The 23,914-nt window shown below is 66.6% G+C and carries 19 protein-coding genes, 2 rRNA genes and 1 riboswitch; of the genes, 5 read left to right on the forward strand and 16 right to left on the reverse strand.

Features of this window, described 5'->3' with window-relative positions:
• Window positions 1–71: 71 nt before the first annotated feature.
• Window positions 72–500, forward strand: coding sequence for an SRPBCC family protein (locus FBY35_RS23280; RefSeq protein ID WP_142215934.1), 429 nt, complete (start codon window positions 72–74; stop codon window positions 498–500).
• A 65-nt stretch (window positions 501–565) separates the two neighbouring features.
• Here the strand turns inward: FBY35_RS23280 and FBY35_RS23285 are convergent, their stop codons facing one another.
• Window positions 566–1,174 (reverse strand): PadR family transcriptional regulator, encoded by a 609-nt coding sequence (locus tag FBY35_RS23285; protein ID WP_142215935.1) that lies wholly within the window; start codon window positions 1,172–1,174, stop codon window positions 566–568.
• 138 nt (window positions 1,175–1,312) lie between these two features.
• On the opposite strand from FBY35_RS23285, the gene FBY35_RS23290 reads away from it, so the two are divergent.
• Window positions 1,313–2,134: a PhzF family phenazine biosynthesis protein gene (locus tag FBY35_RS23290; protein WP_142215936.1), complete on the forward strand. Its 822-nt coding sequence runs from the start codon at window positions 1,313–1,315 to the stop codon at window positions 2,132–2,134.
• A 64-nt stretch (window positions 2,135–2,198) separates the two neighbouring features.
• On the opposite strand, the gene FBY35_RS23295 is transcribed toward FBY35_RS23290, so the two are convergent.
• Entirely contained in the window at window positions 2,199–3,017 is an 819-nt protein-coding gene (locus FBY35_RS23295) for a CPBP family intramembrane glutamic endopeptidase (protein ID WP_399209472.1), read from the reverse strand.
• Between the two features lie 259 nt (window positions 3,018–3,276).
• The gene (locus FBY35_RS23300) at window positions 3,277–4,791 is read right to left on the reverse strand and encodes a glutamate-cysteine ligase family protein (protein WP_142215937.1); all 1,515 of its coding nucleotides are present in this window, start codon (window positions 4,789–4,791) and stop codon (window positions 3,277–3,279) included.
• A 482-nt stretch (window positions 4,792–5,273) separates the two neighbouring features.
• Here FBY35_RS23300 and FBY35_RS23305 point away from each other — a divergent pair, with 482 nt between their 5' ends.
• Together FBY35_RS23305 and FBY35_RS23310 are read left to right on the forward strand one after the other, a co-directional pair.
• Window positions 5,274–5,861 carry a hypothetical protein gene (locus tag FBY35_RS23305; protein ID WP_142215938.1) on the forward strand — a complete coding sequence of 196 codons (588 nt, stop codon included), beginning with the start codon at window positions 5,274–5,276 and terminating at the stop codon, window positions 5,859–5,861.
• A gap of 329 nt (window positions 5,862–6,190) precedes the next feature.
• A complete protein-coding gene (locus FBY35_RS23310) occupies window positions 6,191–6,382 on the forward strand; it encodes a DUF5999 family protein (RefSeq protein WP_313904704.1) in 192 nt (63 codons plus the stop codon).
• 98 nt (window positions 6,383–6,480) lie between these two features.
• On the opposite strand, the gene gcvP is transcribed toward FBY35_RS23310, so the two are convergent.
• The gene (gene gcvP, locus FBY35_RS23315) at window positions 6,481–9,366 is read right to left on the reverse strand and encodes an aminomethyl-transferring glycine dehydrogenase (protein ID WP_142215940.1); all 2,886 of its coding nucleotides are present in this window, start codon (window positions 9,364–9,366) and stop codon (window positions 6,481–6,483) included.
• Between the two features lie 174 nt (window positions 9,367–9,540).
• A riboswitch (glycine riboswitch) is annotated at window positions 9,541–9,637 on the reverse strand.
• A 114-nt stretch (window positions 9,638–9,751) separates the two neighbouring features.
• On the opposite strand from gcvP, the gene FBY35_RS23320 reads away from it, so the two are divergent.
• Window positions 9,752–10,132 carry a PRC-barrel domain-containing protein gene (locus FBY35_RS23320; RefSeq protein ID WP_186357044.1) on the forward strand — a complete coding sequence of 127 codons (381 nt, stop codon included), beginning with the start codon at window positions 9,752–9,754 and terminating at the stop codon, window positions 10,130–10,132.
• Here FBY35_RS23320 and FBY35_RS23325 read toward each other — a convergent pair.
• From FBY35_RS23325 to FBY35_RS23385, 12 genes are all read right to left on the reverse strand, one after another.
• Window positions 10,045–11,592: a DNA polymerase IV gene (locus FBY35_RS23325; RefSeq protein ID WP_142215942.1), complete on the reverse strand. Its 1,548-nt coding sequence runs from the start codon at window positions 11,590–11,592 to the stop codon at window positions 10,045–10,047. The two genes, FBY35_RS23320 and FBY35_RS23325, sit on opposite strands and share 88 nt — an antisense overlap.
• 91 nt (window positions 11,593–11,683) lie before the next feature.
• Entirely contained in the window at window positions 11,684–12,277 is a 594-nt protein-coding gene (locus FBY35_RS23330; RefSeq protein ID WP_142215943.1) for a MerR family transcriptional regulator, read from the reverse strand.
• Between the two features lie 158 nt (window positions 12,278–12,435).
• Complete coding sequence (locus FBY35_RS23335) at window positions 12,436–12,909, reverse strand: bifunctional nuclease family protein (RefSeq protein ID WP_006123076.1); 474 nt, start codon at window positions 12,907–12,909, stop codon at window positions 12,436–12,438.
• A gap of 53 nt (window positions 12,910–12,962) precedes the next feature.
• A complete protein-coding gene (locus FBY35_RS23340; protein WP_142215944.1) occupies window positions 12,963–13,706 on the reverse strand; it encodes a MerR family transcriptional regulator in 744 nt (247 codons plus the stop codon).
• Window positions 13,707–13,746: 40 nt separating this feature from the next.
• Complete coding sequence (locus FBY35_RS23345; RefSeq protein WP_260848952.1) at window positions 13,747–14,628, reverse strand: FHA domain-containing protein; 882 nt, start codon at window positions 14,626–14,628, stop codon at window positions 13,747–13,749.
• A 148-nt stretch (window positions 14,629–14,776) separates the two neighbouring features.
• Window positions 14,777–15,712, reverse strand: a complete 936-nt coding sequence (locus FBY35_RS23355; protein WP_186357045.1) for a DUF881 domain-containing protein — start codon at window positions 15,710–15,712, stop codon at window positions 14,777–14,779.
• Window positions 15,713–15,717: 5 nt separating this feature from the next.
• A complete protein-coding gene (locus FBY35_RS23360) occupies window positions 15,718–16,050 on the reverse strand; it encodes a small basic family protein (RefSeq protein ID WP_031069011.1) in 333 nt (110 codons plus the stop codon).
• Window positions 16,047–16,976 (reverse strand): DUF881 domain-containing protein, encoded by a 930-nt coding sequence (locus FBY35_RS23365; RefSeq protein ID WP_142215947.1) that lies wholly within the window; start codon window positions 16,974–16,976, stop codon window positions 16,047–16,049. Before FBY35_RS23365 ends, FBY35_RS23360 begins: the two co-directional genes overlap by 4 nt.
• A gap of 97 nt (window positions 16,977–17,073) precedes the next feature.
• On the reverse strand, window positions 17,074–19,569 hold the full coding sequence (locus tag FBY35_RS23370; protein WP_142215948.1) for a mannose-1-phosphate guanyltransferase: 2,496 nt from the start codon (window positions 19,567–19,569) through the stop codon (window positions 17,074–17,076).
• Between the two features lie 112 nt (window positions 19,570–19,681).
• A complete protein-coding gene (locus FBY35_RS23375) occupies window positions 19,682–20,290 on the reverse strand; it encodes a CDP-alcohol phosphatidyltransferase family protein (protein ID WP_142215949.1) in 609 nt (202 codons plus the stop codon).
• Between the two features lie 151 nt (window positions 20,291–20,441).
• Window positions 20,442–20,558, reverse strand: a 5S ribosomal RNA gene (gene rrf, locus FBY35_RS23380).
• Between the two features lie 91 nt (window positions 20,559–20,649).
• Window positions 20,650–23,773 (reverse strand): 23S ribosomal RNA (locus FBY35_RS23385).
• Window positions 23,774–23,914: the final 141 nt, after the last annotated feature.

Here is a 23,914-nt window from a genome sequence, read left to right on the forward strand (position 1 = left end):
TCAGTATTGAATGTTCGGGCAGGTCCGGCTACGTTCCGCGACACCGTAACCCGACATGAAGGGGTGGTCGTATGGCCGAAGTCAGTGCCGAGGCCCGGATCGAGGCGCCGGCCGAGAAGGTCTGGGCCCAGCTGACGGACTTCACCAGCTACGGCCAGTGGAACGCCACCCACACCAGCTTCCCCAACGGCGGGCCGCAGACGCTGGAGCTGGGAGCCACCTATGACGAGAACATGAAACTCATGGGATTTCCGGCCGAAGTCGCCTGGACCGTGGACGAGTTCGAGGCCGGCCGGGTGCTGGGGATCAAGGGCAAGGGACCTATGGGCGTCAGTGTCGGCAACCGCTACACCCTCACGCCCGACGGGAGCGCCACACAGGTGCGCATCGACGGAGAGTTCACCGGGGCCGCCGTGTCGCTGATGGCGGGCAAGCTGAAGGACTCGGCGACCGCCGCGCTCAACGAGTCGCTGCGCAAGCTGGGCGGACTCGTCACCTGATGCCGGGCAGGACAACAACGTGAAGGGCCCCGCACTCGTGCGCGGGGCCCTTCACATGCCATGAGTCAGTGCTCGTCGGCGAGGATCAGATAGAGCTTCTTACGGGCTTCGTTGATAACGGCAACCGCCTTCTGCCGCTGCTCGGCACTGCCGGTCTTCCAGACCTGGCCGAAGGCCTCCATCAGTCCGAACCCGGCCTGGCGGATCTCATTGACCGTGTCCCAGTCGATTCCGCGCCCGGCCTCTTCCCACGGCGCCTCCGGCCCCGATTCGGCCTCGGTACGCCCGGCGTCGGTGAGCGTGAACAGCTTCTTGCCGCCCTCGCTCGCGCTGGTGATCAGGCCCTCGTCCTCAAGCAACTGGAGCGTCGGGTAGACCGAGCCCGGGCTGGGCCGCCAGGCCCCTCCGCTGCGCTCGCCGATCTCCTGAATCATCTCGTAGCCGTGCATGGGCCGGTCCTTCAGCAGCGCCAGGATCGAGGCACGCACATCTCCGCGCCGCGCCCTTCCCCGGCCGCCTCCACGACCGCGTCCGCCCCCGAAGGGTCCGCCGAACGGCGGCCCGAACGGGCCGAACGCCGCGCGCCGCCCCTCGAAGTCGCCCCGACCCTGATGGCCGGGCCCGCAGTGCCCATGCCCGTGACCGTGTTCATGCCCCTGTCCATGTGAACGCATCGCTACGCTCCTTCCATCGTTGATCTGTCGCGATGCGTCAACGATATATCGGAACGTGTCGGCTGGCAACGACCAATGGGTCCAGCAACCTCGAATTGGCCTTGGCCTGCGCCTTCGTCGCACGTCTACGGTCACGGGATGCGGATCCGAATAGTCGACGCCTTCACCGACCGTCCCTTCACCGGCAACCCCGCCGGCGTCCTTCTGCTGGACTGCGACCGGTTCCCCGAGGACTCCTGGCTTCAGCACGTGGCCAGGGAGGTGAACCACGCCGAGACCGCCTTCGCCCACCCGCTCCCCGCCGGCGGCGAGGCCGACTGGGCGCTGCGCTGGTTCACACCGGCCACCGAGGTCGACATGTGCGGCCACGCCACGCTGGCCACGGCCCATGTGCTGCACACCACCGGCGCGGCGAGCGGCACGGTGCGCTTCGCGGCACGCTGCGGCGTCCTGACCGCGACCACCGACACGACCGGCACGATCACGCTCGACTTCCCCACCGCGAAGCTCACCCGCCTGAAGATCCCGGACGGAATCTCCGAGGCACTCGGCGCGGACGTCCTCTCGGCGCACGACACCGGCCCGCACATCGGTGACCTGCTCGTCGAGCTCGCCGACGAGCAGGCCGTACGCTCACTGGCCCCGGACATCCGCGCCCTGGCCCATCACTCGGAGCGCGGCGTCATCGCCACGGCAGCCGCCGAGGACCCGGCGAACGGCTATCACTTCGCCTCGCGCTGCTTCTTCCCGCGGGTCGGCATCGACGAGGACCCGGTGACCGGCAGCGCCCACACAGCACTCGCGCCCTTCTGGTCCGCCCGGCTGGGGCGCACAGAGCTGACCGGGCTGCAGGCCTCCGCCCGCACCGGCCTGGTTCGCACCTCCCTGCGCGGCGAGCGCACCCGGCTGACCGGCCATGCCGTCACCGTCATCGACGGCGAGCTGCTCACGGCACCCTGACTCGCGAGGACTACGAAGAAAGGGGCGCACGGCACCGGCCGCACGCCCCACCCTCGTACCGCGCTCACGGCGTGGGCAGCCACCCCACCTTGCCCGCCAGCAGCCCGTATCCGACGAAGGCCACGATGTCGAGCAGCGCATGCGCCGCCACCAGCGGCCCGACCCGCCCCCATCGCCGGTAGAGCAGCACGAACAACACGCCCATCACCATGTTGCCGACAAACCCGCCGACGCCCTGGTAGAGGTGGTACGAGCCGCGCAGCACGGAGCTTGCCACCAGCGCGGCCATCGGGCTCCAGCCCAACTGCCCCAGCCTGCGGAGCAGATATCCGACGACGATCACTTCCTCCAGTACGGAGTTCTGGATCGCCGAGAGAATCAGCACCGGGTACTTCCACCAGACGTCCGGCAGCGACTCGGGCACCACCGTGAGGCTGAACCCGAGAGCGCGCGTCGCCAGATAGAAGGCGAGCCCGGCGCCCCCGATCCCCGCGGCGACCAGTGCGCCGCGCCCGAGATCGCTCCACGGCCTGCTGCGGTCGAAGCCGATCGACCGCAGCCCGGCGCCCTCCCGGAACAGCAGATGGGCTACGAGCAGAACAGGCACCAGGGCCGTCGCGATGTCGAACAGCTGCCAGGCGAGATCGAGCCATGGCCGCCCCGGGGCGAACGATCCGTTCAGCGTCGCCGCCTGCTGCTTCAGGCTGCCCGGTTTCGTCAGCGACCCAACAAAGCTGATCAGCGCCGACACTGCGCTCGCGCCCAATGAGATCGCCAGCACGAGCAGTGTCTCGGACCGCAAGATCCTTCGCGACATGCCCTCTTGAGGAAGAGAATCAGCCACGCGTCCCGCCTCCGCCTGCACACCGGCCTCCAGTTGCATCGTCCCGTCCCATCCCCATCCTCGCCCCGCCAGGGTCTCGAATACAGGTGCGAAGATCGCGCGCGACAGGCCGGGGAGGAGCGTCATCGCGATGACGCGGACCCCTTTCCTTGTTCATCATGCAAGGAGAGGCACGAGCGCACGGGACGTCACAGCTTGCCGGACGGCTGAGCGAAGGACGCAGGCAGGTCCCGTCCGCGCGTACACAGCCACAACCGGCCCTCCCGGAAGCGGGGGCCCGCCCAGGAGCGGGGACCGCTCAGGAGTGAGATCCGGGAAAGCCGACAGGCCAGGTGTGCACCGGCTCGCCCAGGTGCATCAGCTCGCAGTAGCGCCGGGTGGTGGCCGCCAGCGCGGCCTCCCGTTCGAGCCCGGCCTCCAGCGCGCGGTGATAGGTGTCCGCCTGCCAGGTGGCCCCGTTCACGCGCCGCTTGCACCGCTCTTCGACAACGCCGAGGTAGAAGTCGCGGTCGGCCGGTTCGACGTCCCACGCGTCGAGTCCCGCCGCGGCGAGCGGCAGAAGTTCGTCCCGCACGAGCTTGACGGCCGGCACCGTCGTGATGCCGCCCGCCCTGCCCGGGCGCGGCCAACGGAGTTCCGCGTCAATGCCGTGGCGGCAGGCGATGTCGAAGTTCTCGGCCGCCGCGGAGAAGGGCAGCTTGCTCCACACCGGTCTGGTCTCCTCGGCGAGTGCGCGGACCAGCCCGTAGTAGAAGGCGACATTGGCGATCACGTCGGTGACCGTGGGCCCCGCCGGGAGCACGCGGTTCTCGACCCTCAGATGGGGTACGCCGTCGACGACCCCGTACACCGGGCGGTTCCAGCGGTAGACGGTTCCGTTGTGCAGCACGAGTTCCTGGAGTCCGGGGACCCCGCCGTCGTCGAGCACCCGCAGCGGGTCCTCCTCCGCGTCGCAGATCGGCAGGAGAGCGGGAAAGTAGCGCAGATTCTCCTCGAAGAGGTCATACGCCGAGCTCACCCAGCGCTCGCCGAACCAGGTCCGCGGCCTGACCCCCTGGGCCTGCAGTTCGGGCGGCCGGGTGTCGGTGGCCTGCTGGAACAGGGGCGGCCGCGACTCGCGCCACAGTTCCCTGCCGAACAGGAAAGGTGAGTTGGCGCCGACGGCGATCTGGACGGCGGCCACCACCTGGGCGGCGTTCCACACGTCGGCGAATCTCGCGGGCGTCACCTGGAGGTGCAGCTGTACGGACGTACAGGCGGCTTCGGGCGCTATGGACGCCGAGGTGCAGGTCAACCGCTCCACACCGTCGATGTCGAGTGTGAATTCCTCGCCGCGGGCCGCGACGATCTGGTCATTGAGGAGCGTGTACCGGTCGACGTCCGAAAGGTTCGCAGAGACGAGGTCTTCCTGGGCGAGCGTCGGAAGAATTCCGATCATGACGATCCCCGCGCCGAGTTCGACCGCCTTTCGGTGGGCGTATCCGAGGCCCGTACGCAACTCCTCGGCCAGCTGATCCAGAACCCGTCCGCCCAACCGGTGCGGAACAATATTTACTTCCAGGTTGAACATTCCGAGCTCGGTCTGGAAATCCTGGCTTGCGATACGCTCGAGTACTTCCGCATTCATCATCCGTGGCAGCCCGTCGGAACCGGCGAGATTGAGCTCGATCTCCAGGCCCATGAGATTCTTGGGCCGGTCGAACCGCTTCTCGTCCAGCAGTCTCCCCAGCCCCGCGAGGCACTGCTGCAACTTCCTCCGGTACTTCTGTCGATCGGAGAGCTGGAACCCGCCTGCCAAGACCTTCTCCCCCATCGAAGCGTCCCTCCTCGAGTGGGCGCACGCAGCACCAGCCGATCACGTCACGATCGATAATGCCCACACCGGCTGATCCATAACGCCTCGTGGACAGTTCGCTGCCGGTAGTGTGTACGAAGTGGCCGAGCGGCACATTCCTTCGGCATGACGCAGTTCGCAGTTTCCGCTGCCCGATGCCTGGTGAAAAACACCGAGAGGATTCAGCCTACCGTGCCGACGGTAAAGTCCCAGGCCGTGACGCTGCTCTCTCATGAAATCGGCACATACTTCGCACCAAATAGACCCGATTCCGCCTTGCCGGAAATACGCGGGACCGCTAGCGGAAACATGGCGAGAACACGTGTCGTATAAACTCCGCGAACGAGGCAGAGAGTTGGCGCCCGGTGGGGTTTCCGGCCCCCTCTGACCCCACCACGCTGACAGTGCCGTCCGCACCTGCCCCTGCTCAAACGTGTCTCCGAAGTGAGAGGCGACCCATCATGCCGCTGCATGTCCCCCCGGCCCCCGCGCCTGCCCTCCGCAGCGTCCTCGCAGCACTCGGTTCCCCGACCGCCGTCCGCGAGGCCCGCACACCCGCTCTGAGGTCCGTCCAGGGATCTGTGAGCCCCGAACTGCCGCTTCCCGTACATGTGCTGGATCAGATCGTCCCGAGCAGCAGTGCTCCCTACACCCGCCTCACCGGCTGGCGCTTCCTCATCCGCAGTGGCGAACGCGCCGTGGCCGCGGCGGAGACGATGCTCACCGCCGACGGCTGGACCTTCTCGCATTTCTTCGAAGGCCCCTATCTGAGCTCCACCGAGCTGGCGCTGCGGCAGGCCGAGTCGATGAGGACCCACTTCCAGCCCCGGCTCCTGTCCATCCCCGAGCTCTACATGCTGACGCTCTGGCTGCACGGCGACACGGACGCCGACGCCGGGACCGGCACGCCCCGCCCCACCGACATACTGGTACCGCTGGCTCCGGCGCCTCCGGGCATCACCGCGCACCGGCCGCACCAGGTCTCCGATCTGCTTCCGGTCATGACTCTGCGCCTCACTCCGACCCCGCTGCTCGGCTCCCCCGCCTGACCGCGACCGCGTGACCAGCGCCCCGCAGGCGCCCTGTTCGCACCCCCTTCGCGCCCCGTGACCGTCCGGTCGCGGGGCGCACTCTGTGCCGGGTGGACTAGCCCATACCGGCCACTGCGAACCACCCGAAAGGACAATGCAGTTGAGCTGAACCGTCCGCCTGGGTGATACGTCATTAACCAGTAAGAAGAGCTGCCGCGAAATCCCTGCGGAATGACGCCCGTGGGGCAACACTGGGATCGGACCGAGAGATACGGGGGGCGGCCATGAACTCCTCATCGAGCCGCAGGACAGTCACAGTCGACACAACGCAGCGAAAGAACCCAGCCATGTGCCAGCACCAGCCAGCCTGCCCGACATCCGACTCAGCCGACCGGGAAGCCGCGCGTCTCGTGGCGCACCACCCGGAGCAGGGCTGGAGCCTGCTGTGCAACGGCGTCCTGCTCTTCGAGGACACCGGCGAGCTGCTACCGGACGGGCAGATCATCGCTCCGCACCGACAGGTGGTGACCGCGGCGTAGAGCTCTGACGACGAGGGGCCGGCACGGAGACTGATCTCCGCACCGGCCCTGACGCATGCGCGCCGCCTTGCAGGCCCCGGCCTGCTGGTCGCCGTCCGTCAGTTCTCGTACTCGTCCAGCGGCGGGCAAGAGCAGACGAGGTTGCGGTCACCGAACGCACCGTCGATCCGGCGCACCGGCGGCCAGTACTTGTCCGCGGCGCTCACCCCGGCCGGGAAGACCGCCTCCTCGCGGCTGTAGGAGTGCTCCCACTCCCCGCCGAGCGCGGCCGCGGTGTGCGGGGCGTTGCAGAGCGGGTTGTCCTGCGCGGGCCACTCGCCCGATGCGACCTTCTCGATCTCACCCCGGATCGCGATCATGGTGTCGCAGAAACGGTCGATCTCGGTCAGGTCCTCGCTCTCGGTGGGCTCGATCATCAGCGTGCCGGCCACCGGGAAGGACATCGTCGGCGCGTGGAAGCCGTAGTCGATCAGTCGCTTGGCGATGTCGTCGACGCTGACACCGGTGGCCTTCGACAGCGGCCGCAGGTCCACGATGCACTCGTGGGCCACGAGGCCCGCCGGACCCGTGTAGAGCACCGGGTAGTGCGGCTCGAGGCGCTTGGCGATGTAGTTGGCCGCGAGCACGGCGACCTGTGTCGCGCGCTTGAGGCCCTCGCCGCCCATGAGCCGTACATACGCCCAGGAGATGGGCAGGATGCCCGCCGAGCCCCAGGGAGCGGCCGAGATCGGGCCCACACCCGTCGCGGGTCCCGCCGTCGGCTGGAGCGGGTGGTTGGGGAGGTAGGGCGCGAGGTGGGCGCGGACACCCACAGGACCCACTCCCGGACCGCCGCCGCCGTGCGGGATGCAGAAGGTCTTGTGCAGGTTGAGATGCGAGACGTCGCCGCCGAACTTGCCCGGCTTGGCGAGACCCACCAGCGCGTTGAGATTGGCACCGTCGACGTACACCTGGCCGCCGGCCTCGTGGACCTGGGCGCAGATGTCCGCGACATGCTCCTCGAACACGCCGTGCGTGGACGGGTAGGTGATCATCAGGACCGAGAGCTCGTCGCGGTACTGCTCGATCTTGGCGCGCAGGTCCTCGATGTCCACCTCGCCGTCGTCGGCGGTCTTGACCACGACGACCTTCATCCCGGCCATCACGGCGCTGGCGGCGTTGGTGCCGTGCGCGGAGGACGGGATCAGGCAGATGGTGCGCTGCTCGTCGCCGTTGGCGCGGTGGTACGCGCGCACGGCCAGCAGGCCCGCGAGCTCACCCTGCGAACCGGCGTTGGGCTGGATGGACACCGCGTCGTACCCGGTGACCTCGGCGAGGCGCTCCTCCAGCTCATGGATGAGGGTGAGGTATCCGGCGGCCTGCCCGACCGGGGCGAAGGGGTGGATCTGCCCGAATTCGGACCAGGTGACCGGCTCCATCTCGGTGGTCGCGTTCAGCTTCATGGTGCAGGAGCCGAGCGGGATCATGCCGCGGTCCAGCGCGTAGTCCCGGTCCGCGAGCCTGCGCAGGTAGCGCAGCATCGCCGTCTCGGAACGGTGCTCGTGGAAGACGGGGTGCGTGAGGTAGTCGTCCGTCCGCAGCAGGGACTGCGCGAGGGCGTCCGCGGTCGTCTCGTCCAGCGCCTCGATGTCGCCCTCGAGGCCGAAGGCAGCCCAGACCACGTTCAGCTCCGTGCGTCCCGTGGTCTCGTCGCAGGAGATGGAGACGGTGTCGGCGTCGACGAGGTGGAGGTTGACCCCGCCCTCGCGTGCGGCGGCGAGCACATCTGCGGCCTTGCCGGGCACCCGGACGGTGAGCGTGTCGAAGTACGAGCCGTGCACGACCTCGACGCCACCGGCCCGCAGGCCCTCGGCGAGCAGCGTCGCGTAGCGGTGGGTGCGCTGTGCGATCGACCGCAGGCCCTGGGGGCCGTGGTAGACCGCGTACATCCCGGCCATGACAGCGAGGAGCACCTGGGCGGTGCAGATGTTGCTGGTGGCCTTCTCGCGGCGGATGTGCTGCTCACGGGTCTGCAGCGCGAGGCGGTAGGCCTTGTTCCCGTCCGCGTCGACGGAGACGCCGACGAGCCGTCCGGGCAGGCTGCGGGCGAACTTCTCGCGGACGGCCATGTAGCCGGCGTGCGGTCCGCCGAAGCCCATGGGGACGCCGAAACGCTGCGTGGTGCCGACCGCGATGTCGGCGCCCAGTTCGCCGGGCGAGGTGAGCAGGGTCAGTGCCAGCAGGTCGGCTGCGACCGTGACGATCGCTCCGAACTCGTGCGCCTGCTGGATGACGGGCCTGAGGTCACGGACGGCACCGGAGGCGCCCGGGTACTGGAGCAGTACGCCGAAGACGCCGCGCTCGGCGATCTCGGCGGGGATGCCCTCGCTCAGGTCGGCGGTGACGACCTCGACACCGGTGGGCTCGGCGCGGGTCTCGATCACCGCGAGGGTCTGCGGCAGGGCGTCGGCGTCGACCAGGAAGACGCCGTTCTTGACCTTGCCCACACGGCGGGCGAGCGACATGGCCTCGGCAGCGGCCGTGGCCTCGTCGAGCAGCGAAGCACCCGAGGTGGGCAGACCGGTCAGATCGGCGACCATCGTCTGGAAGTTGAGCAGTGCCTCCAGGCGGCCCTGGGAGATCTCCGGCTGGTAAGGCGTGTACGCCGTGTACCAGGCGGGGTTCTCCATGACATTGCGCAGGATGACCGGCGGCGTGAAGGTGCCGTAGTAGCCGAGGCCGATCATCGGCGCCAGCACCTGGTTGCGGTCGGCCAGCGTGCGCAGCTCGGCCACGACGTCGGCCTCGGTGCGCGCACCCGGGAGGTTCAGCGCCTCCGCGCTCTTGATCACATCGGGCACCGCGGCTGCGGTGAGCTCGTCGAGCGAGCCGTACCCCACCTGCGCCAGCATCTTGGCCTGGGCCTCTGCGTCGGGCCCGATGTGGCGCTGTTCGAAGGGAATGCCCTGCTCCAGCTGGGAGAGCGGAATGCGGTTGGCGGTCATTTGGGAGGCCTCCTGGTCTGACACGACCGGCGAGGGGCATCGCGGCGCGGATGCCCGGACGGCCTCCCCCTCTGTCATCTCAACCTGAGAGCTTCACCGGCACGCGGGCGCGCCGACTTTCACCGTCGGTGAGAGCGGATGCCGTCCGACACCCGCCCTGCTTTCCAGAGTGACCTCATCCGTGCGGTACGGGGGCCTGAGAGATTCCGGGGAGGATTTGCTCCTTCGGCGCCGCCGGTGTGTCACCGGTGGACTCTCCCGCACGGGGTCAGCAGCCGCCTGCCAGCGTACCAGCGCGGTCTCGCATCGATCGCTCAAGTGGCCGACAGGTTAGATGTGCACTTTTGTAGTATTTAAACAGCGATTGCGACCTAGTGGAGGGACCGTGCAGACCGACATCGATCCGCGCAGCCTGATCGGCCGCAAGGCGTTCGACCGCAACGGCACCAAGATCGGGACTGTGGACGAGGTGTATCTCGACGATGCGACGGGCGCGCCCGAGTGGGCCGCTGTGCGCACCGGCCTGTTCAGCAGGGACGCTTTTGTCCCGCTGGAGCCCAGCAAGGTGGTCGACGAATCCCTGCACGTCCCGTACGAACGCTCGCTGATCAAGGACGCGCCGGACTTCGGTGTCGGCCGTCACCTCTCCCCGGAGCAGGAGCTGCAGCTCTACCACCACTACGGCCTCGACCTGTCCGAGGCTCCAGAAACGCCCAGTCCGTCGGGGGACAACTCCTTCGGCCGCGTCGCAGGCCAGGAGGACTGACCCGGGCCCTGCCCCTCCTCCTGCTCCTGCTCCTGCTCCTGCTCCCGCTCCCGCTCCCGCTCGGGGAGCGGCACCAGCGGAAGTGGGTCCGAGGGCTCGAGATCGGGGTCGTCGACACGGAACGTGCGGACGCGTCCCGGCGGCGAGCCGGGCTCCTCGAACCGCACAGTGACCCGCCCGATGCCGCTGCCCTGCACCCAGCCCGCCCCGTACTGGGCATGCCGTACATCGTGTCCGGCCGCCCAGTGCCGCTCCGCGTGTGCCACGGGCTCCGCAGCGCCCGCACCGGCCGCATCCCCGCCTCCATGGGCCCCATGGTCGCTCTCCGCCGCTGCTGCTCCCTCATGCGCCGATCCCGCCTGCTCGTCCGCGGCGGCCTGCTCGTCGGCGGCGGCCTGGGCGAACAGGTCCTCCTGCGTGTAGTCGGCGAGCCCGGTAACGCCCACGCCGAGCAGCCGTATCCCGCCCGTCGTGTCCACGGCCTCCAGAAGCCGCCCGGCCGCCTCCCGCACCACCGAGGGATCGTCGGTCGGCCCGCGCAGCGTCTCCGAGCGCGTCAGCGTCGAGAAGTCGTATCGCCGCACCTTCAGCACGATAGTCCGGCCGGAGTGCCCTGAAGCCCGCAGCCGGTGCACACACCGGTCGGCGAGCCGCTCCACCTCGAACCGCACCCGCACGCGGTCATGGAGATCCACATCGAAGGTGTCCTCCACCGACACCGACTTCGTGTCCCGCTCGGCCACCACAGGCCGGTCGTCGTACCCCATGGCCATCCGGAACAGCGAGGTCCCGTGTGCCCTGCCCAGCAGCCGTACGAGCTCGTCCTCGCCCGCCTCCGCCAACTCGGCGACGGTCGTCATACCCGCGCGGCGCAGATGCTCCCCCGTCGCGGGGCCTACGCCGGGCAGCGTCCGCACCGACATCGGCCCGAGCAGCTCACGTTCCGTACCCGGCTCGATGAGCACGAGACCGTCGGGTTTCGCCTCCTCGGAGGCGATTTTGGCCAGCATCTTGGATCCGGCGAGCCCGACGGACGCGGTAAGACCAGTGACGGCGCGGATCTCCGCACGAAGCCGCTCCCCCGTCGCCCTGGCGGACGCGGAGTCCTCGGCGGCCCCGCCCGCCTCCAGGTCCACGAACGCCTCGTCCAGGCTCAGCGGCTCCACCAGCGGTGAGAGCCTGCCCAGCAGCTCCATCACCTGCTCGCTGACCGTGCGGTAGAGCGAGAAGCGCGGCACGAGATACGCGGCATTGGGCGCGAGCCGTCTCGCCTGCGCCATCGGCATTGCGGAATGGACCCCGAAGCGCCGTGCCTCGTAAGAGGCTGTGGCCACGACCCCGCGCGGCCCGAGTCCGCCGACCACCACCGGCTTTCCGCGCAGACTCGGCTTCGCCGCCTGCTCGGCAGCGGCGAAGAAGGCATCCATGTCCAGATGCAGAATCGTCGGCGCGGATCTCACAACTCCGATGCTGCCCTACACCACTGACATCGGCCCCGGCACAGCGGTGCCGCCCGCCGCGCCGCCGGACGGCCGGTTCGGACGGCCCCGCTCAGACGGCCCGGTCGCGTCTGCGCCTGGCCAACTCGTCCGCGGGATTGTTGCCGATCAGCGTCTCGCCGGTGTCGATCCGCTCGCCGTGGAGCTGCGACAGCGCCGCCTCGACATCACGCCAGACCACGCCGACGGCGATCCCGAAAATCCCCTGGCCGCCCTGGAGCAGATCCACGACCTCGTCCGGCGATGAGCATTCGTAGACGGTGGCCCCGTCGCTCATCAGCGTCATGCGCTCCAGGTCCGAGACGCCACGCTCCCGCAGATGCTGTACCGCGGTGCGGATGTTCTGCAGTGCGACGCCGGTGTCCAGGAAACGCTTGACGATCTTGAGGACGACCACATCGCGAAAGCTGTAGAGCCGCTGCGTACCCGATCCGTACGCCGGACGCACGCTCGGTTCGACCAGCCCGGTGCGTGCCCAGTAATCGAGCTGGCGGTAGGTGATGCCCGCCGCCGCACACGCGGTCGGACCCCGGTAGCCGATCGTCTCCCTGGCGTCGGCCGCACTCTCGTGAAGCGGATGCAGCCCGCCCTCCCCCAGACTCCGTCCGGGGACGCCCCCGGCCGTACCGTCGCCGCTGCTTCTCACGCCGACCTCCGTCCTTGACCTGCCGACTCGACGGTAGGCAGTCACCAGGGGTGCGTCAACGATCGCCACGCCGAGTGATAATCACCCTGAGAGTGGTTTCTCGTGCCCGTATCCGGGGAAAGGCTACTCGAATGCGCTGACGCCGACCGTTCGAACGGTCACTGGCTGTTGGTGCCGAAGTCCTCGGGCGAGATCTGATCGAGGAACTCGCGGAACTTCTCCACCTCGTCCTCCTGCTCGTCCGGGATGGCGATTCCCGCGTCGTCGAGGACCCCGTCGCTGCCGTAGATCGGCGTACCCGTGCGCAGGGCCAGCGCTATGGCGTCGGACGGTCTGGCGCTCACCTCGACGCCACTGGCGAACACCAGCTCTGCGTAGAAAACCCCTTCGCGCAGGTCAGTGATGCGCACCTCGGTGAGCTCCTGGCCCACCGCCTCCAGCACATCCTTGAAGAGGTCATGCGTCAGCGGCCTCGCCGGAGCCATGCCCTGCTGGGCAAAGGCAATGGCGGTGGCCTCCCCGGGACCGATCCAGATGGGGAGGTACCGGTCGCCTCCCACTTCACGCAGGAGCACGATCGGTTGGTTCGAGGGCATTTCGACCCGGACACCCACAACGTCGAGCTCGTTCACACAGCAACCCTAGGACGTGCCCGACCGGTTTGGGTAGTCGGGCTCCTCCATGATCAGTGCAGCCGGACCCCGAGAGCGGTCTGTACCAGGGCCGCATGCAGCCGCACGGACAGGGCAGCGAGCTCTTTTGTGGTCGCCTCGGCATGCGCCCTGGTCTGCGGATTACGGTGCCGCCGCAAGGGTGCAACCACCTGCTCGACCAGGCTCGCCTCACGGTCCGCGGCGGCTTTCATCGCCCGCAGATGCCGCGGCTCCAGCCCGAATCTGCCGAGGTCCGCGACCAGCCTGGCCACCGTCACCGACTCGGCGTCGTAGGCGCCGTCCTCGTCCTGCGCCAGCAGGCCGTACGACTCCCACTCGGCGAGGTCGGCCTCGCTCACGTCAGCGGCCGCGAGGAGCTCGGGACGGCCCACCCGTGCGGCCGTCGGCCGGTCGGCACCGGCTTCCCACGCGGCGTCGAGCAGTTCCCGCTGCGGGCTCTGCGCGGGCAGCTGAGCCTGCTCACCGCGCCCCAGGGCGTCGAGATGCTCACGGATGACCTTCAGCGGAAGATAGTGATCCCGCTGCATCCGCAGCACCTGAGCCAGCCGCTCCACGTCCTCGGGACTGAACTTGCGGTACCCGGACGGGGTACGCCGCGGCTCGACCAGCCCCTCGGACTCCAGAAAACGGATCTTGGAGATGGTCACTTCGGGAAACTCGTCGCGCAGCCGGCTGAGCACCGTACCGATGCTCATCAGCCTCTCGCCCGCGGTGGCGGTGCCGTGCCCGGCACCGCCCGTCGGTGTTCGCCGCATGTGCCTTCCTGGGGTCCCCCCGGACGAATCTGGGGGAGGGTTACACGCCCCGCTGGCTCGCGTAGAAGACCAGCCGGTACTTGCCGATCTGGACCTCGTCACCGTTCGACAGGACGACGGAGTCGATCCGCTCGCGGTTGACATACGTGCCGTTGAGACTGCCGACGTCCGCGACGCTGAAGCGGCCGTCCGGTGCCCGGCGGAACTCCACATGACGCCGCGAGACGGTCACGTCGTCGAGGAAGATGTCGCTCTGCGGGTGACGGCCGGCCGTGGTCAGCTCGCCGTCCAGCAGAAAACGGCTTCCGGAGTTCGGACCCCGGCGCACCACCAGGAGCGCCGAGCCGAGCGGCAGCGCGTCGACGGCGGCCTGAGCCTCGGGTGAGAGCGACGGAAGCTGTGTCTGACCCGTCACCTCCGAGTCGTACGCCTCGAGTCCGGAGATGGAGATCGTCGAGGTCGTCTCCGAAGCCCGCTCGGCGGGCGCCCCGCCACGCAGCGGCGCACCGCAGTTGGAGCAGAACCGACTGGCCTCGGCATTGCGGTGCCCGCACCTCGTACAAACCAGGGCCGACATGGACGGATCCTCCTGCCGCGGCTGCCCCGCGTGGGGGTTGGTCGCGTACGGGTCCGAGGCAAACCCTCCACCCGTACTTGAGGTTGATGGTTCCCCGAAACCTATGCGTCCGGAACCGGCAGGGTCAACAGACGACGCGCCCTGACCGCCCGAAATGTCACCGCCCGGACCAGCTACCTCATCCCGGAAGAGCGGCCGCTCCGCGCCCTGCTCCTCACTCTCGCCATGGCGCGGCGCGCGATGCCGGGCGTTGCCGCCGTCCTCGCGTGCGCTCTTGCCGAACAACTTCCCAAACAACTTCACGGGCGATTCCCCTTGACCGAAATAGACCCGCCCGTGGGGCAGGACGAACCCTCAATGATCAGACCTGCCGACCCGGACATCTTCACAACGTCCGTAACCACCAGACAGTTTCCACCACGCGGCACGCTTGTTGTGTGCCGACCCCCCGCAACGTCATGCCCTGGTCCGCCGGGCACCATGCACCCCCGCCTCACTGCGCGGACGACCGAGCGTAGTCAGGCCGCTTCGCGGGTCGCAAGGCGTCCACAATGATCTTCTCTGAGCGCGACACCGTGGCGGTGGCCTGCTCCTTCTCCAGCGTCTGGACCACGCCGCCCGGGATGTTCAGGGCGGGCTCGAGATCCTGCGGCTTGCCGATGACCTTGAAGCGGTACGGGGCCTTGACCGGTTTGCCGTCCACCTCGATGTCGGCGCCGGTTCCTGTGAAATAGGTGTCCGCGACGACCCGGATGTCGTTGACCTGGATCGCTTCCGCGCCCGCCGCGCGCAGTTCCTGGATCGCGTCGAGCAGCATGTCCGACTCGACCGTGCCGGACGGGTCCTCGATCGTGAGCGTGATGCCCGGACCCTGCGCGGCGACCGTGCCGGCCAGGATGCCCAGCTGCTGCTCCTTCTGAGCGGTCTGCTTGCGGGCCTCTTCGGCCTGGTCCGAGCTGTTCTCCAGCTCGGTGCGCTGGTCCTCAAGACGCTGCTTCTCGTCCTCGAGCCGCTGCGTGCGGTTGTCGAGCTCGTCGAGGATGCGCACCAGGTCCTCCTGGCGGGCGCCGCGCAGCGCGCTGTTGTCGCTGTTGGAGCGGACCTGGATGGCGAGGCCCAGACCGAGGACGAACAGCAGGAGGGCGACGATGAGTTGAGCCCGGCTGACCCGTGGCGGCCACAGCAGCGCGACGAGCCGCTGGCGACCGGTCTGGTGCGCGGGCTCGGGCTCTTCGCGCTCGGACCTTTCGGGCTCGGGACTTCGGGGCTCAGCACTTTCGGGCTGGGGGGTTTCGGGCTCGGGCTGTCCCGGCCGCGGCTGCTCCGGCTCCGCGTCCTTGGGGCCGGTGCCGTCGGCAGGCGGCGTCTGCGACTCCGGCTCCTCGCCCTTGGGGTGCTCTTCACCCTGGGGATTGACTTCGCTGTTCATCGGCCTCACGCCCGGAACACGTGCCGGCGGATCGCGGCAGCGTTGGAGAAGATCCGGATACCGAGCACGACCACCACACCCGTCGACAGCTGGGCGCCCACGCCCAACTTGTCGCCCAGGAAGACGATCAGCGCGGCGACCACCACATTCGACAGGAAGGAGACGACGAAGACCTTGTCGACGAAGATTCCGTCGAGCATGGCCCGCAGGCCACCGAAGACCGCGTCGAGAGCCGCGACAACGGCGATCGGCAGATAGGGCTCGACCACCGCCGGCACTTCGGGCCGGACGAACAGTCCGACCACGACTCCGACGACGAGGCCCAGTACGGCGATCACGATGTGCCCTTCCCTGTGTCAGCCGTGCCCTGTCCGTTGCCCTTCCCGGCGCCGGCGGTCTTCGGCTCTGCTGTACGTACGATCAAGCTCGGCGCCGCCGGCAGGCGCACCCTCTCCTCAGCGGAGATGCTGGTGCGGATACCGAAGTTCTCCTGCAACGCGTGCAGATACTGCCCGTCGGCACTGTCCTGGAACGCGGTGCTCAACTTCTTCCCGTCCCCCACCGCAAGCACCGTGTACGGCGGTACCAGCGGCTTGTTGTCGACCAGTATGGCGTCACCCGCCGCGCGGATCGCCGACAGGGCGGTCAGCCGCTGCCCGTTGATCGCGACGGCCTCGGCGCCCGACTCCCAGAGCCCGTTGACGATCCGCTGCATGTCGCGGTCGCGCACCCGGCCCGTGTCGTTGAAACCGCTGCTCTCACGCGGCCCGCCGCCGCCCTGATCGGTGCCCTTCGCGTCGTCGACGACGAGCTTGACCCCCGGCCCCTCCACCTCGGTGGCACCTGAGAGCAGCGCGACGAGAGCTCCCTGTTCCCCGCCCGGCGTCTTGAGGGCCTTGCGCTGCCGGCTCCCCACCTCTTCGCGGAGCTTGTCGACGCTCCGCTCCAGCGCGTCGGCGTCCGCGGTCTCCGCGTCGATCCGGTCGATGAGCTCCTCGCGCTCCTTCGCCACCACCGGTGCCGATATCCGCGCCTCCGCCGCTCCGACGGTCACAACGAGCGCTGCCAGCACCAGGCCGGCCGCGAGTCCGAGCTTGGCCCGCAGCGTACGGGGAAGACCCCCGCCCTCGGCCTCCCTGCGCGCCGATGCCTCCGCGTATCCGTCGTCGAGGCTGTGCTCCGTAACGTTCGTCAGCAGCGACATGGACGCGTCAGGACGCGCGGGTGGAGAGCCGGTGCTCCGAACGGGGGGCTGCTGCGACATGCCGCACATCGTCGCATGTCGCAGGTGTTACCGCCGAATGGCCCCACCGGTGTGCCGGAAGCCGTCCGCTGACAACTCCCGGCACACCCGTGACATGTCAGTTACCAGCGCTGTCCACGACGGCGGACCACTCGTCCAGGAGCGCCTGCGCCGAAGTGTCGTCCGGCCCTTCTGCCCACAAATGGGTGACGGCCTCCGCGGGATCGGGAAGGACCATCACCCAGCGGCCGTCTGCCTCGACCACCCGTACACCGTCGGTGGTGTCGACATGCCGGTCACCGGCCGCCTCCACGACGCGCCGCATCACCAGACCCTTGACCGCCCATGGCGTCGCCAGATCGCGCCGCAGCACATGTGCCCGGGGGATGCGGGAATCGATCTGGCTCAGCGTGAGCTGCGTACGGGCCACGAGCCCGACCAGCCGTACGAGGGCCGCCGAGCCGTCGAAGACACTGCTGAACTCCGGAATGATGAAGGCGCCACGGCCGTCTCCACCGAAGATCGTGGTCTCCTCGCGCCCGACACGCGTCAGATCGTCGGGCGAGGTGGTCGTCCACTCCACTTGTGTCCCGTGGTACGCGGCGACCTGCTCGGCGATCCGCGTGGTGGTCACGGGGAGCGCCACCCGCCCACTGCGCCTTTCCGCCGCCACCAGGTCGAGGAGTACCAGCAGGGCACGGTCGTCCTCGATGATGCGCCCTCGTTCGTCGACCAGCGACAGCCGCTCACCGACGGGGTCGAAACGCACCCCGAAGGCCGCCCGGGCAGAGGCCACGATCTCGCCCAGCCGCACCAGTCCGGAGCGTCGTGTGTCGGCCGACTCCGTCGGCCTCGACTCGTCGAGCCCTGGATTGATGACCAGGGAATCGACGCCGAGCCGTCCGAGCAGGCTGGGCAACACCAGACCGGCGCTGCCGTTGGACGCGTCGATGACGACCTTGAGGCCCGACTCGGCAATGCCCGAGGTGTCGACATTGCGCAGCAGGGATCCGGTGTACGAGTCGAAGACGCTGGACGGGAAGTGCAGATCCCCGATCTCGCCGGGGAACGCCCGCCGGTACTCCTGGCGCGCGTACACGCGGTCCAGCTTTCGCTGACCGGCCTGCGAGAGGTCGGCACCGCGCTCGTCGAAGAACATGATGTCGACGGAGTCCGGCACTCCGGGAGACGTACGGATCATGATGCCGCCGGCACTGCCGCGGGCGGTCTGCTGCCGGGCCACGGGCAGTGGCACGTTCTCCAGGTCGCGTACGTCGATGGCACTGGCCTGCAGCGCGGAGATGACGGCCCGCTTGAGCGCACGGGCACCCCTGGAGTGGTCGCGCGCCGTCGTGACCGTCGCCCCCTTCTTGAGGGTGGTGGCATAGGCACCGGCCAGCCGTACGGCCAGTTCGGGCGTGATCTCCACATTGAGGATTCCGGACACTCCGCGGGCGCCGAAGAGATGCGCCTGGCCACGCGACTCCCAGATGACCGAGGTGTTGACGAAGGCACCGGCCTCGATGGTCTTGAACGGGTAGACCCGGACATTGCCCTGGATGATCGATTCTTCACCGACGAGGCACTCGTCGCCGATCACCGCGCCGTCCTCGATACGTGCGGCGCGCATGATGTCGGTGTTCTTGCCGATCACGCAACCGCGGAGGTTGCAGTGCTCACCGATGTAGACGTTGTCGTGGATCACGGCCCTGTGGAGAAAGGCACCGCTCTTGACGACGACGTTCGACCCGACGACGGTGTGCTCGCGGATCTCCACATCGGCCTCGACCTTGGCGTAGTCGCCGATATACAGCGGGCCGCGCAGCACGGCGTCCGGATGGACCTCCGCGCCTTCGGCCACCCACACGCCGGGAGAGATCTCGAACCCGTCGAGTTCGACATCGACCTTGCCCTCGAGGACGTCGGCCTGAGCCTTCACATAGCTCTCGTGCGTGCCCACGTCCTCCCAGTAGCCCTCGGCCACATAGCCGTAGATCGGCTTGCCTTCCTTCATGAGCTGCGGGAACACATCTCCGGACCAGTCCACGGGAACATCGGCCTCGACATAGTCGAAGACCTCGGGCTCCATCACATAGATGCCCGTATTCACTGTGTCCGAGAAAACCTGTCCCCAGGTCGGCTTCTCGAGGAAGCGCTCGACCTTTCCTTCTTCGTCGACGATGGTGATACCGAATTCGAGAGGGTTCGGCACTCGCGTCAGGCACACCGTGACCAGTGCGCCCTTCTCCTTGTGGAAGGAGATCAGGTCGCTCAGGTCAAAATCGGTGAGCGCATCACCAGAGATGACGAGAAACGCGTCGTCCTTCAGCGCTTCCTCGGCATTCTTCACGCTCCCCGCAGTGCCGAGTGGCTTCTCCTCATTGGCATAGGTGAGCTCCATCCCGAGCTCTTCGCCGTCACCGAAATAGTTCTTGACGAGTGACGCGAGAAACTGCACGGTTACGACGGTCTCACTGAGCCCATGCCGCTTGAGCAGGCGCAGCACATGCTCCATGATCGGCCGATTGGCCACTGGCAGGAGCGGCTTGGGCATGCTCGAGGTCATTGGGCGAAGTCGGGTACCTTCGCCACCGGCCATCACGACGGCCTTCATGTCGGAAGCGTCCTCCTTGAAGAGACGACGGTCTAGCCGACTGGACCCGTCCAATGAGGCCCTGTGGCGTCATGCACGGCCGGCAACACTGCTCGGCACGGCATTGACGAGGTCAATCGGCCACTGCATCCGCCTTGACGAGGCGGCGGACCTGGACCACGTAGAGGATCCCTGCCCACCAATACAGAGTTGTACCCCATCCCGCGAACGCCCATCCGAAAATAGCAGCGAGTGATGCAAGCCACCCACGTCCGTCACTCAGGAGCAGGAGGGGGAAGGCGTACATGAGGTTGAACGTGGCTGCCTTCCCCAGGAAGTTGACCTGGGGCGGAGGATAGCCGTGACGGCGGAGGATTCCCACCATCACCAGCAGCATCAGTTCCCGGGCCAATAGGGCGGCGGTGAGCCAGATGGGCAGAATCTCGCGCCAGGTCAGCCCGACGAGAGTGGAGAGGATGTACAGCCGGTCGGCAGCCGGGTCGAGGAGCCGTCCCAGACTGCTGATCTGGTTCCAGCGCCGCGCAAGCTTGCCGTCGAGATAGTCACTGATGCCGCTCAGCATCAGCACCAGCAAAGCCCAGCCATCACTGTTGGGCCCCCCGAACTCGGGGCGGAGAATCAGCCACAGGAAGAGCGGCACACCGACGAGACGCGCCATGCTGAGGATGTTGGGGATGGTGAGCACCCGGTCCGTCTGGACGCGGGTCTCCTGGACCTCCACCCGGGGGCCTCCTGTGCGGAACGTGCCGATGATGCTCCCTGACCCTACCCGCAGCCGCAGACGCGGGATGCACAGGGGTAGGACGATGGCAATGACCCGTAAACACAGGAAAGCCCCGCACCAGGAGGTGCGGGGCTTTCCCACAATGATTGTTCGGCGGCGTCCTACTCTCCCACAGGGTCCCCCCTGCAGTACCATCGGCGCTGAAAGGCTTAGCTTCCGGGTTCGGAATGTAACCGGGCGTTTCCCTAACGCAATGACCACCGAAACACTATGAAGATATCCGACACCGGAATCCCCCGGCCAGGGGGACTCGACAGTTCGTTACTTCAGAACTGACACAGTGGACGCGAGCAACTGAGGACAAGCCCTCGGCCTATTAGTACCAGTCAGCTCCACCCCTTGCGGGGCTTCCACATCTGGCCTATCAACCCAGTCGTCTACTGGGAGCCTTAACCCCTCAAAGGGGGTGGGAGTCCTCATCTCGAAGCAGGCTTCCCGCTTAGATGCTTTCAGCGGTTATCCTTTCCGAACGTAGCCAACCAGCCATGCCCTTGGCAGGACAACTGGCACACCAGAGGTTCGTCCGTCCCGGTCCTCTCGTACTAGGGACAGCCCTTCTCAAGACTCCTACGCGCACAGCGGATAGGGACCGAACTGTCTCACGACGTTCTAAACCCAGCTCGCGTACCGCTTTAATGGGCGAACAGCCCAACCCTTGGGACCGACTCCAGCCCCAGGATGCGACGAGCCGACATCGAGGTGCCAAACCATCCCGTCGATATGGACTCTTGGGGAAGATCAGCCTGTTATCCCCGGGGTACCTTTTATCCGTTGAGCGACGGCGCTTCCACAAGCCACCGCCGGATCACTAGTCCCGACTTTCGTCCCTGCTCGACCCGTCGGTCTCACAGTCAAGCTCCCTTGTGCACTTACACTCAACACCTGATTGCCAACCAGGCTGAGGGAACCTTTGGGCGCCTCCGTTACCCTTTGGGAGGCAACCGCCCCAGTTAAACTACCCATCAGACACTGTCCCTGATCCGGATCACGGACCCAGGTTAGACATCCAGCACGACCAGAGTGGTATTTCAACGACGACTCCACCTGAACTGGCGTCCAAGCTTCACAGTCTCCCACCTATCCTACACAAGCCGAACCGAACACCAATATCAAACTGTAGTAAAGGTCCCGGGGTCTTTCCGTCCTGCTGCGCGAAACGAGCATCTTTACTCGTAGTGCAATTTCACCGGGCCTATGGTTGAGACAGTCGAGAAGTCGTTACGCCATTCGTGCAGGTCGGAACTTACCCGACAAGGAATTTCGCTACCTTAGGATGGTTATAGTTACCACCGCCGTTTACTGGCGCTTAAGTTCTCAGCTTCGCCACACCGAAATGTGACTAACCGGTCCCCTTAACGTTCCAGCACCGGGCAGGCGTCAGTCCGTATACATCGCCTTACGGCTTCGCACGGACCTGTGTTTTTAGTAAACAGTCGCTTCTCGCTGGTCTCTGCGGCCACCCCCAGCTCACGGAGCACGTCCGATCACCAAAGATGGCCCCCCTTCTCCCGAAGTTACGGGGGCATTTTGCCGAGTTCCTTAACCATAGTTCACCCGAACGCCTCGGTATTCTCTACCTGACCACCTGAGTCGGTTTAGGGTACGGGCCGCCATGAAACTCGCTAGAGGCTTTTCTCGACAGCATAGGATCATCCACTTCACCACAATCGGCTCGGCATCAGGTCTCAGCCTCAATGTGTGACGGATTTGCCTATCACACGGCCTACACCCTTACCCCGGGACAACCACCGCCCGGGCTGGACTACCTTCCTGCGTCACCCCATCGCTTACCTACTACCACCTTGGACCGGCGGCTCCACCACTCCCCTTCACCCGAAGGATCCAGGACGGCTTCACGGCCTTAGCATCAGAGGGTTCAGTACTGGGCGTTTCAAAGCGGGTACCGGAATATCAACCGGTTGTCCATCGACTACGCCTGTCGGCCTCGCCTTAGGTCCCGACTTACCCTGGGCAGATCAGCTTGACCCAGGAACCCTTAGTCAATCGGCGCACACGTTTCTCACGTGTGTATCGCTACTCATGCCTGCATTCTCACTCGTGAACCGTCCACCACTCGCTTACGCGGCGGCTTCACCCGGCACACGACGCTCCCCTACCCATCCACACTCCCGTTGGGGATCATGTGTGAATGACACGACTTCGGCGGTACGCTTGAGCCCCGCTACATTGTCGGCGCGGAATCACTTGACCAGTGAGCTATTACGCACTCTTTCAAGGGTGGCTGCTTCTAAGCCAACCTCCTGGTTGTCTCTGCGACTCCACATCCTTTCCCACTTAGCGTACGCTTAGGGGCCTTAGTCGATGCTCTGGGCTGTTTCCCTCTCGACCATGGAGCTTATCCCCCACAGTCTCACTGCCGCGCTCTCACTTACCGGCATTCGGAGTTTGGCTAAGGTCAGTAACCCGGTAGGGCCCATCGCCTATCCAGTGCTCTACCTCCGGCAAGAAACACACGACGCTGCACCTAAATGCATTTCGGGGAGAACCAGCTATCACGGAGTTTGATTGGCCTTTCACCCCTAACCACAGGTCATCCCCCAGGTTTTCAACCCTGGTGGGTTCGGTCCTCCACGAAGTCTTACCTCCGCTTCAACCTGCCCATGGCTAGATCACTCCGCTTCGGGTCTTGAGCGCGCTACTAAACCGCCCTGTTCGGACTCGCTTTCGCTACGGCTTCCCCACACGGGTTAACCTCGCAACACACCGCAAACTCGCAGGCTCATTCTTCAAAAGGCACGCAGTCACGACGCACAGAGCAAGCTCTGCACGCGACGCTCCCACGGCTTGTAGGCACACGGTTTCAGGTACTATTTCACTCCGCTCCCGCGGTACTTTTCACCATTCCCTCACGGTACTATCCGCTATCGGTCACCAGGGAATATTTAGGCTTAACGGGTGGTCCCGCCAGATTCACACGGGATTTCTCGGGCCCCGTGCTACTTGGGTGTCTCTTAAACGAGCCGCTGACGTTTCAGCTACGGGGGTCTTACCCTCTACGCCGGACCTTTCGCATGTCCTTCGCCTACATCAACGGTTTCTGACTCGTCTCATCGCCGGCAGACAATGATAAAGAGATCCCACAACCCCGTATGCGCAACCCCTGCCGGGTATCACACGCATACGGTTTGGCCTCATCCGGTTTCGCTCGCCACTACTCCCGGAATCACGGTTGTTTTCTCTTCCTGAGGGTACTGAGATGTTTCACTTCCCCTCGTTCCCTCCACACTGCCTATGTGTTCAGCAGCGGGTGACAGCCCATGACGACTGCCGGGTTTCCCCATTCGGAAACCCCCGGATCAAAGCCTGGTTGACGGCTCCCCGGGGACTATCGTGGCCTCCCACGTCCTTCATCGGTTCCTGGTGCCAAGGCATCCACCGTGCGCCCTTAAAAACTTGGCCACAGATGCTCGCGTCCACTGTGCAGTTCTCAAGCAACGACCAGCCACCCGTCACACACCACCACGTGATGCTGTACCGGGGCCGGCATCCCGAAGGTTCAGACGTTTCAGTCCGTACCCTCAGACACCCAACAGCGCGCCC

This window comes from Streptomyces sp. SLBN-118, from assembly GCF_006715635.1.
Lineage (GTDB): Bacteria > Actinomycetota > Actinomycetes > Streptomycetales > Streptomycetaceae > Streptomyces.

Coding starts and splice junctions, on each gene's coding strand:
- FBY35_RS23280 (WP_142215934.1), top strand. CDS start 72: ATGGCCGAAGTCAGTGCCGAGGCCCGGATCGAGGCGCCGGCCGAGAAG.
- FBY35_RS23285 (WP_142215935.1), bottom strand. CDS start 1,174: ATGCGTTCACATGGACAGGGGCATGAACACGGTCACGGGCATGGGCAC.
- FBY35_RS23290 (WP_142215936.1), top strand. CDS start 1,313: ATGCGGATCCGAATAGTCGACGCCTTCACCGACCGTCCCTTCACCGGC.
- FBY35_RS23295 (WP_399209472.1), bottom strand. CDS start 3,017: ATGCAACTGGAGGCCGGTGTGCAGGCGGAGGCGGGACGCGTGGCTGAT.
- FBY35_RS23300 (WP_142215937.1), bottom strand. CDS start 4,791: ATGGGGGAGAAGGTCTTGGCAGGCGGGTTCCAGCTCTCCGATCGACAG.
- FBY35_RS23305 (WP_142215938.1), top strand. CDS start 5,274: ATGCCGCTGCATGTCCCCCCGGCCCCCGCGCCTGCCCTCCGCAGCGTC.
- FBY35_RS23310 (WP_313904704.1), top strand. CDS start 6,191: ATGTGCCAGCACCAGCCAGCCTGCCCGACATCCGACTCAGCCGACCGG.
- gcvP (WP_142215940.1), bottom strand. CDS start 9,366: ATGACCGCCAACCGCATTCCGCTCTCCCAGCTGGAGCAGGGCATTCCC.
- FBY35_RS23340 (WP_142215944.1), bottom strand. CDS start 13,706: ATGCGGCGAACACCGACGGGCGGTGCCGGGCACGGCACCGCCACCGCG.
- FBY35_RS23355 (WP_186357045.1), bottom strand. CDS start 15,712: ATGAACAGCGAAGTCAATCCCCAGGGTGAAGAGCACCCCAAGGGCGAG.
- FBY35_RS23365 (WP_142215947.1), bottom strand. CDS start 16,976: ATGTCGCAGCAGCCCCCCGTTCGGAGCACCGGCTCTCCACCCGCGCGT.
- FBY35_RS23370 (WP_142215948.1), bottom strand. CDS start 19,569: ATGAAGGCCGTCGTGATGGCCGGTGGCGAAGGTACCCGACTTCGCCCA.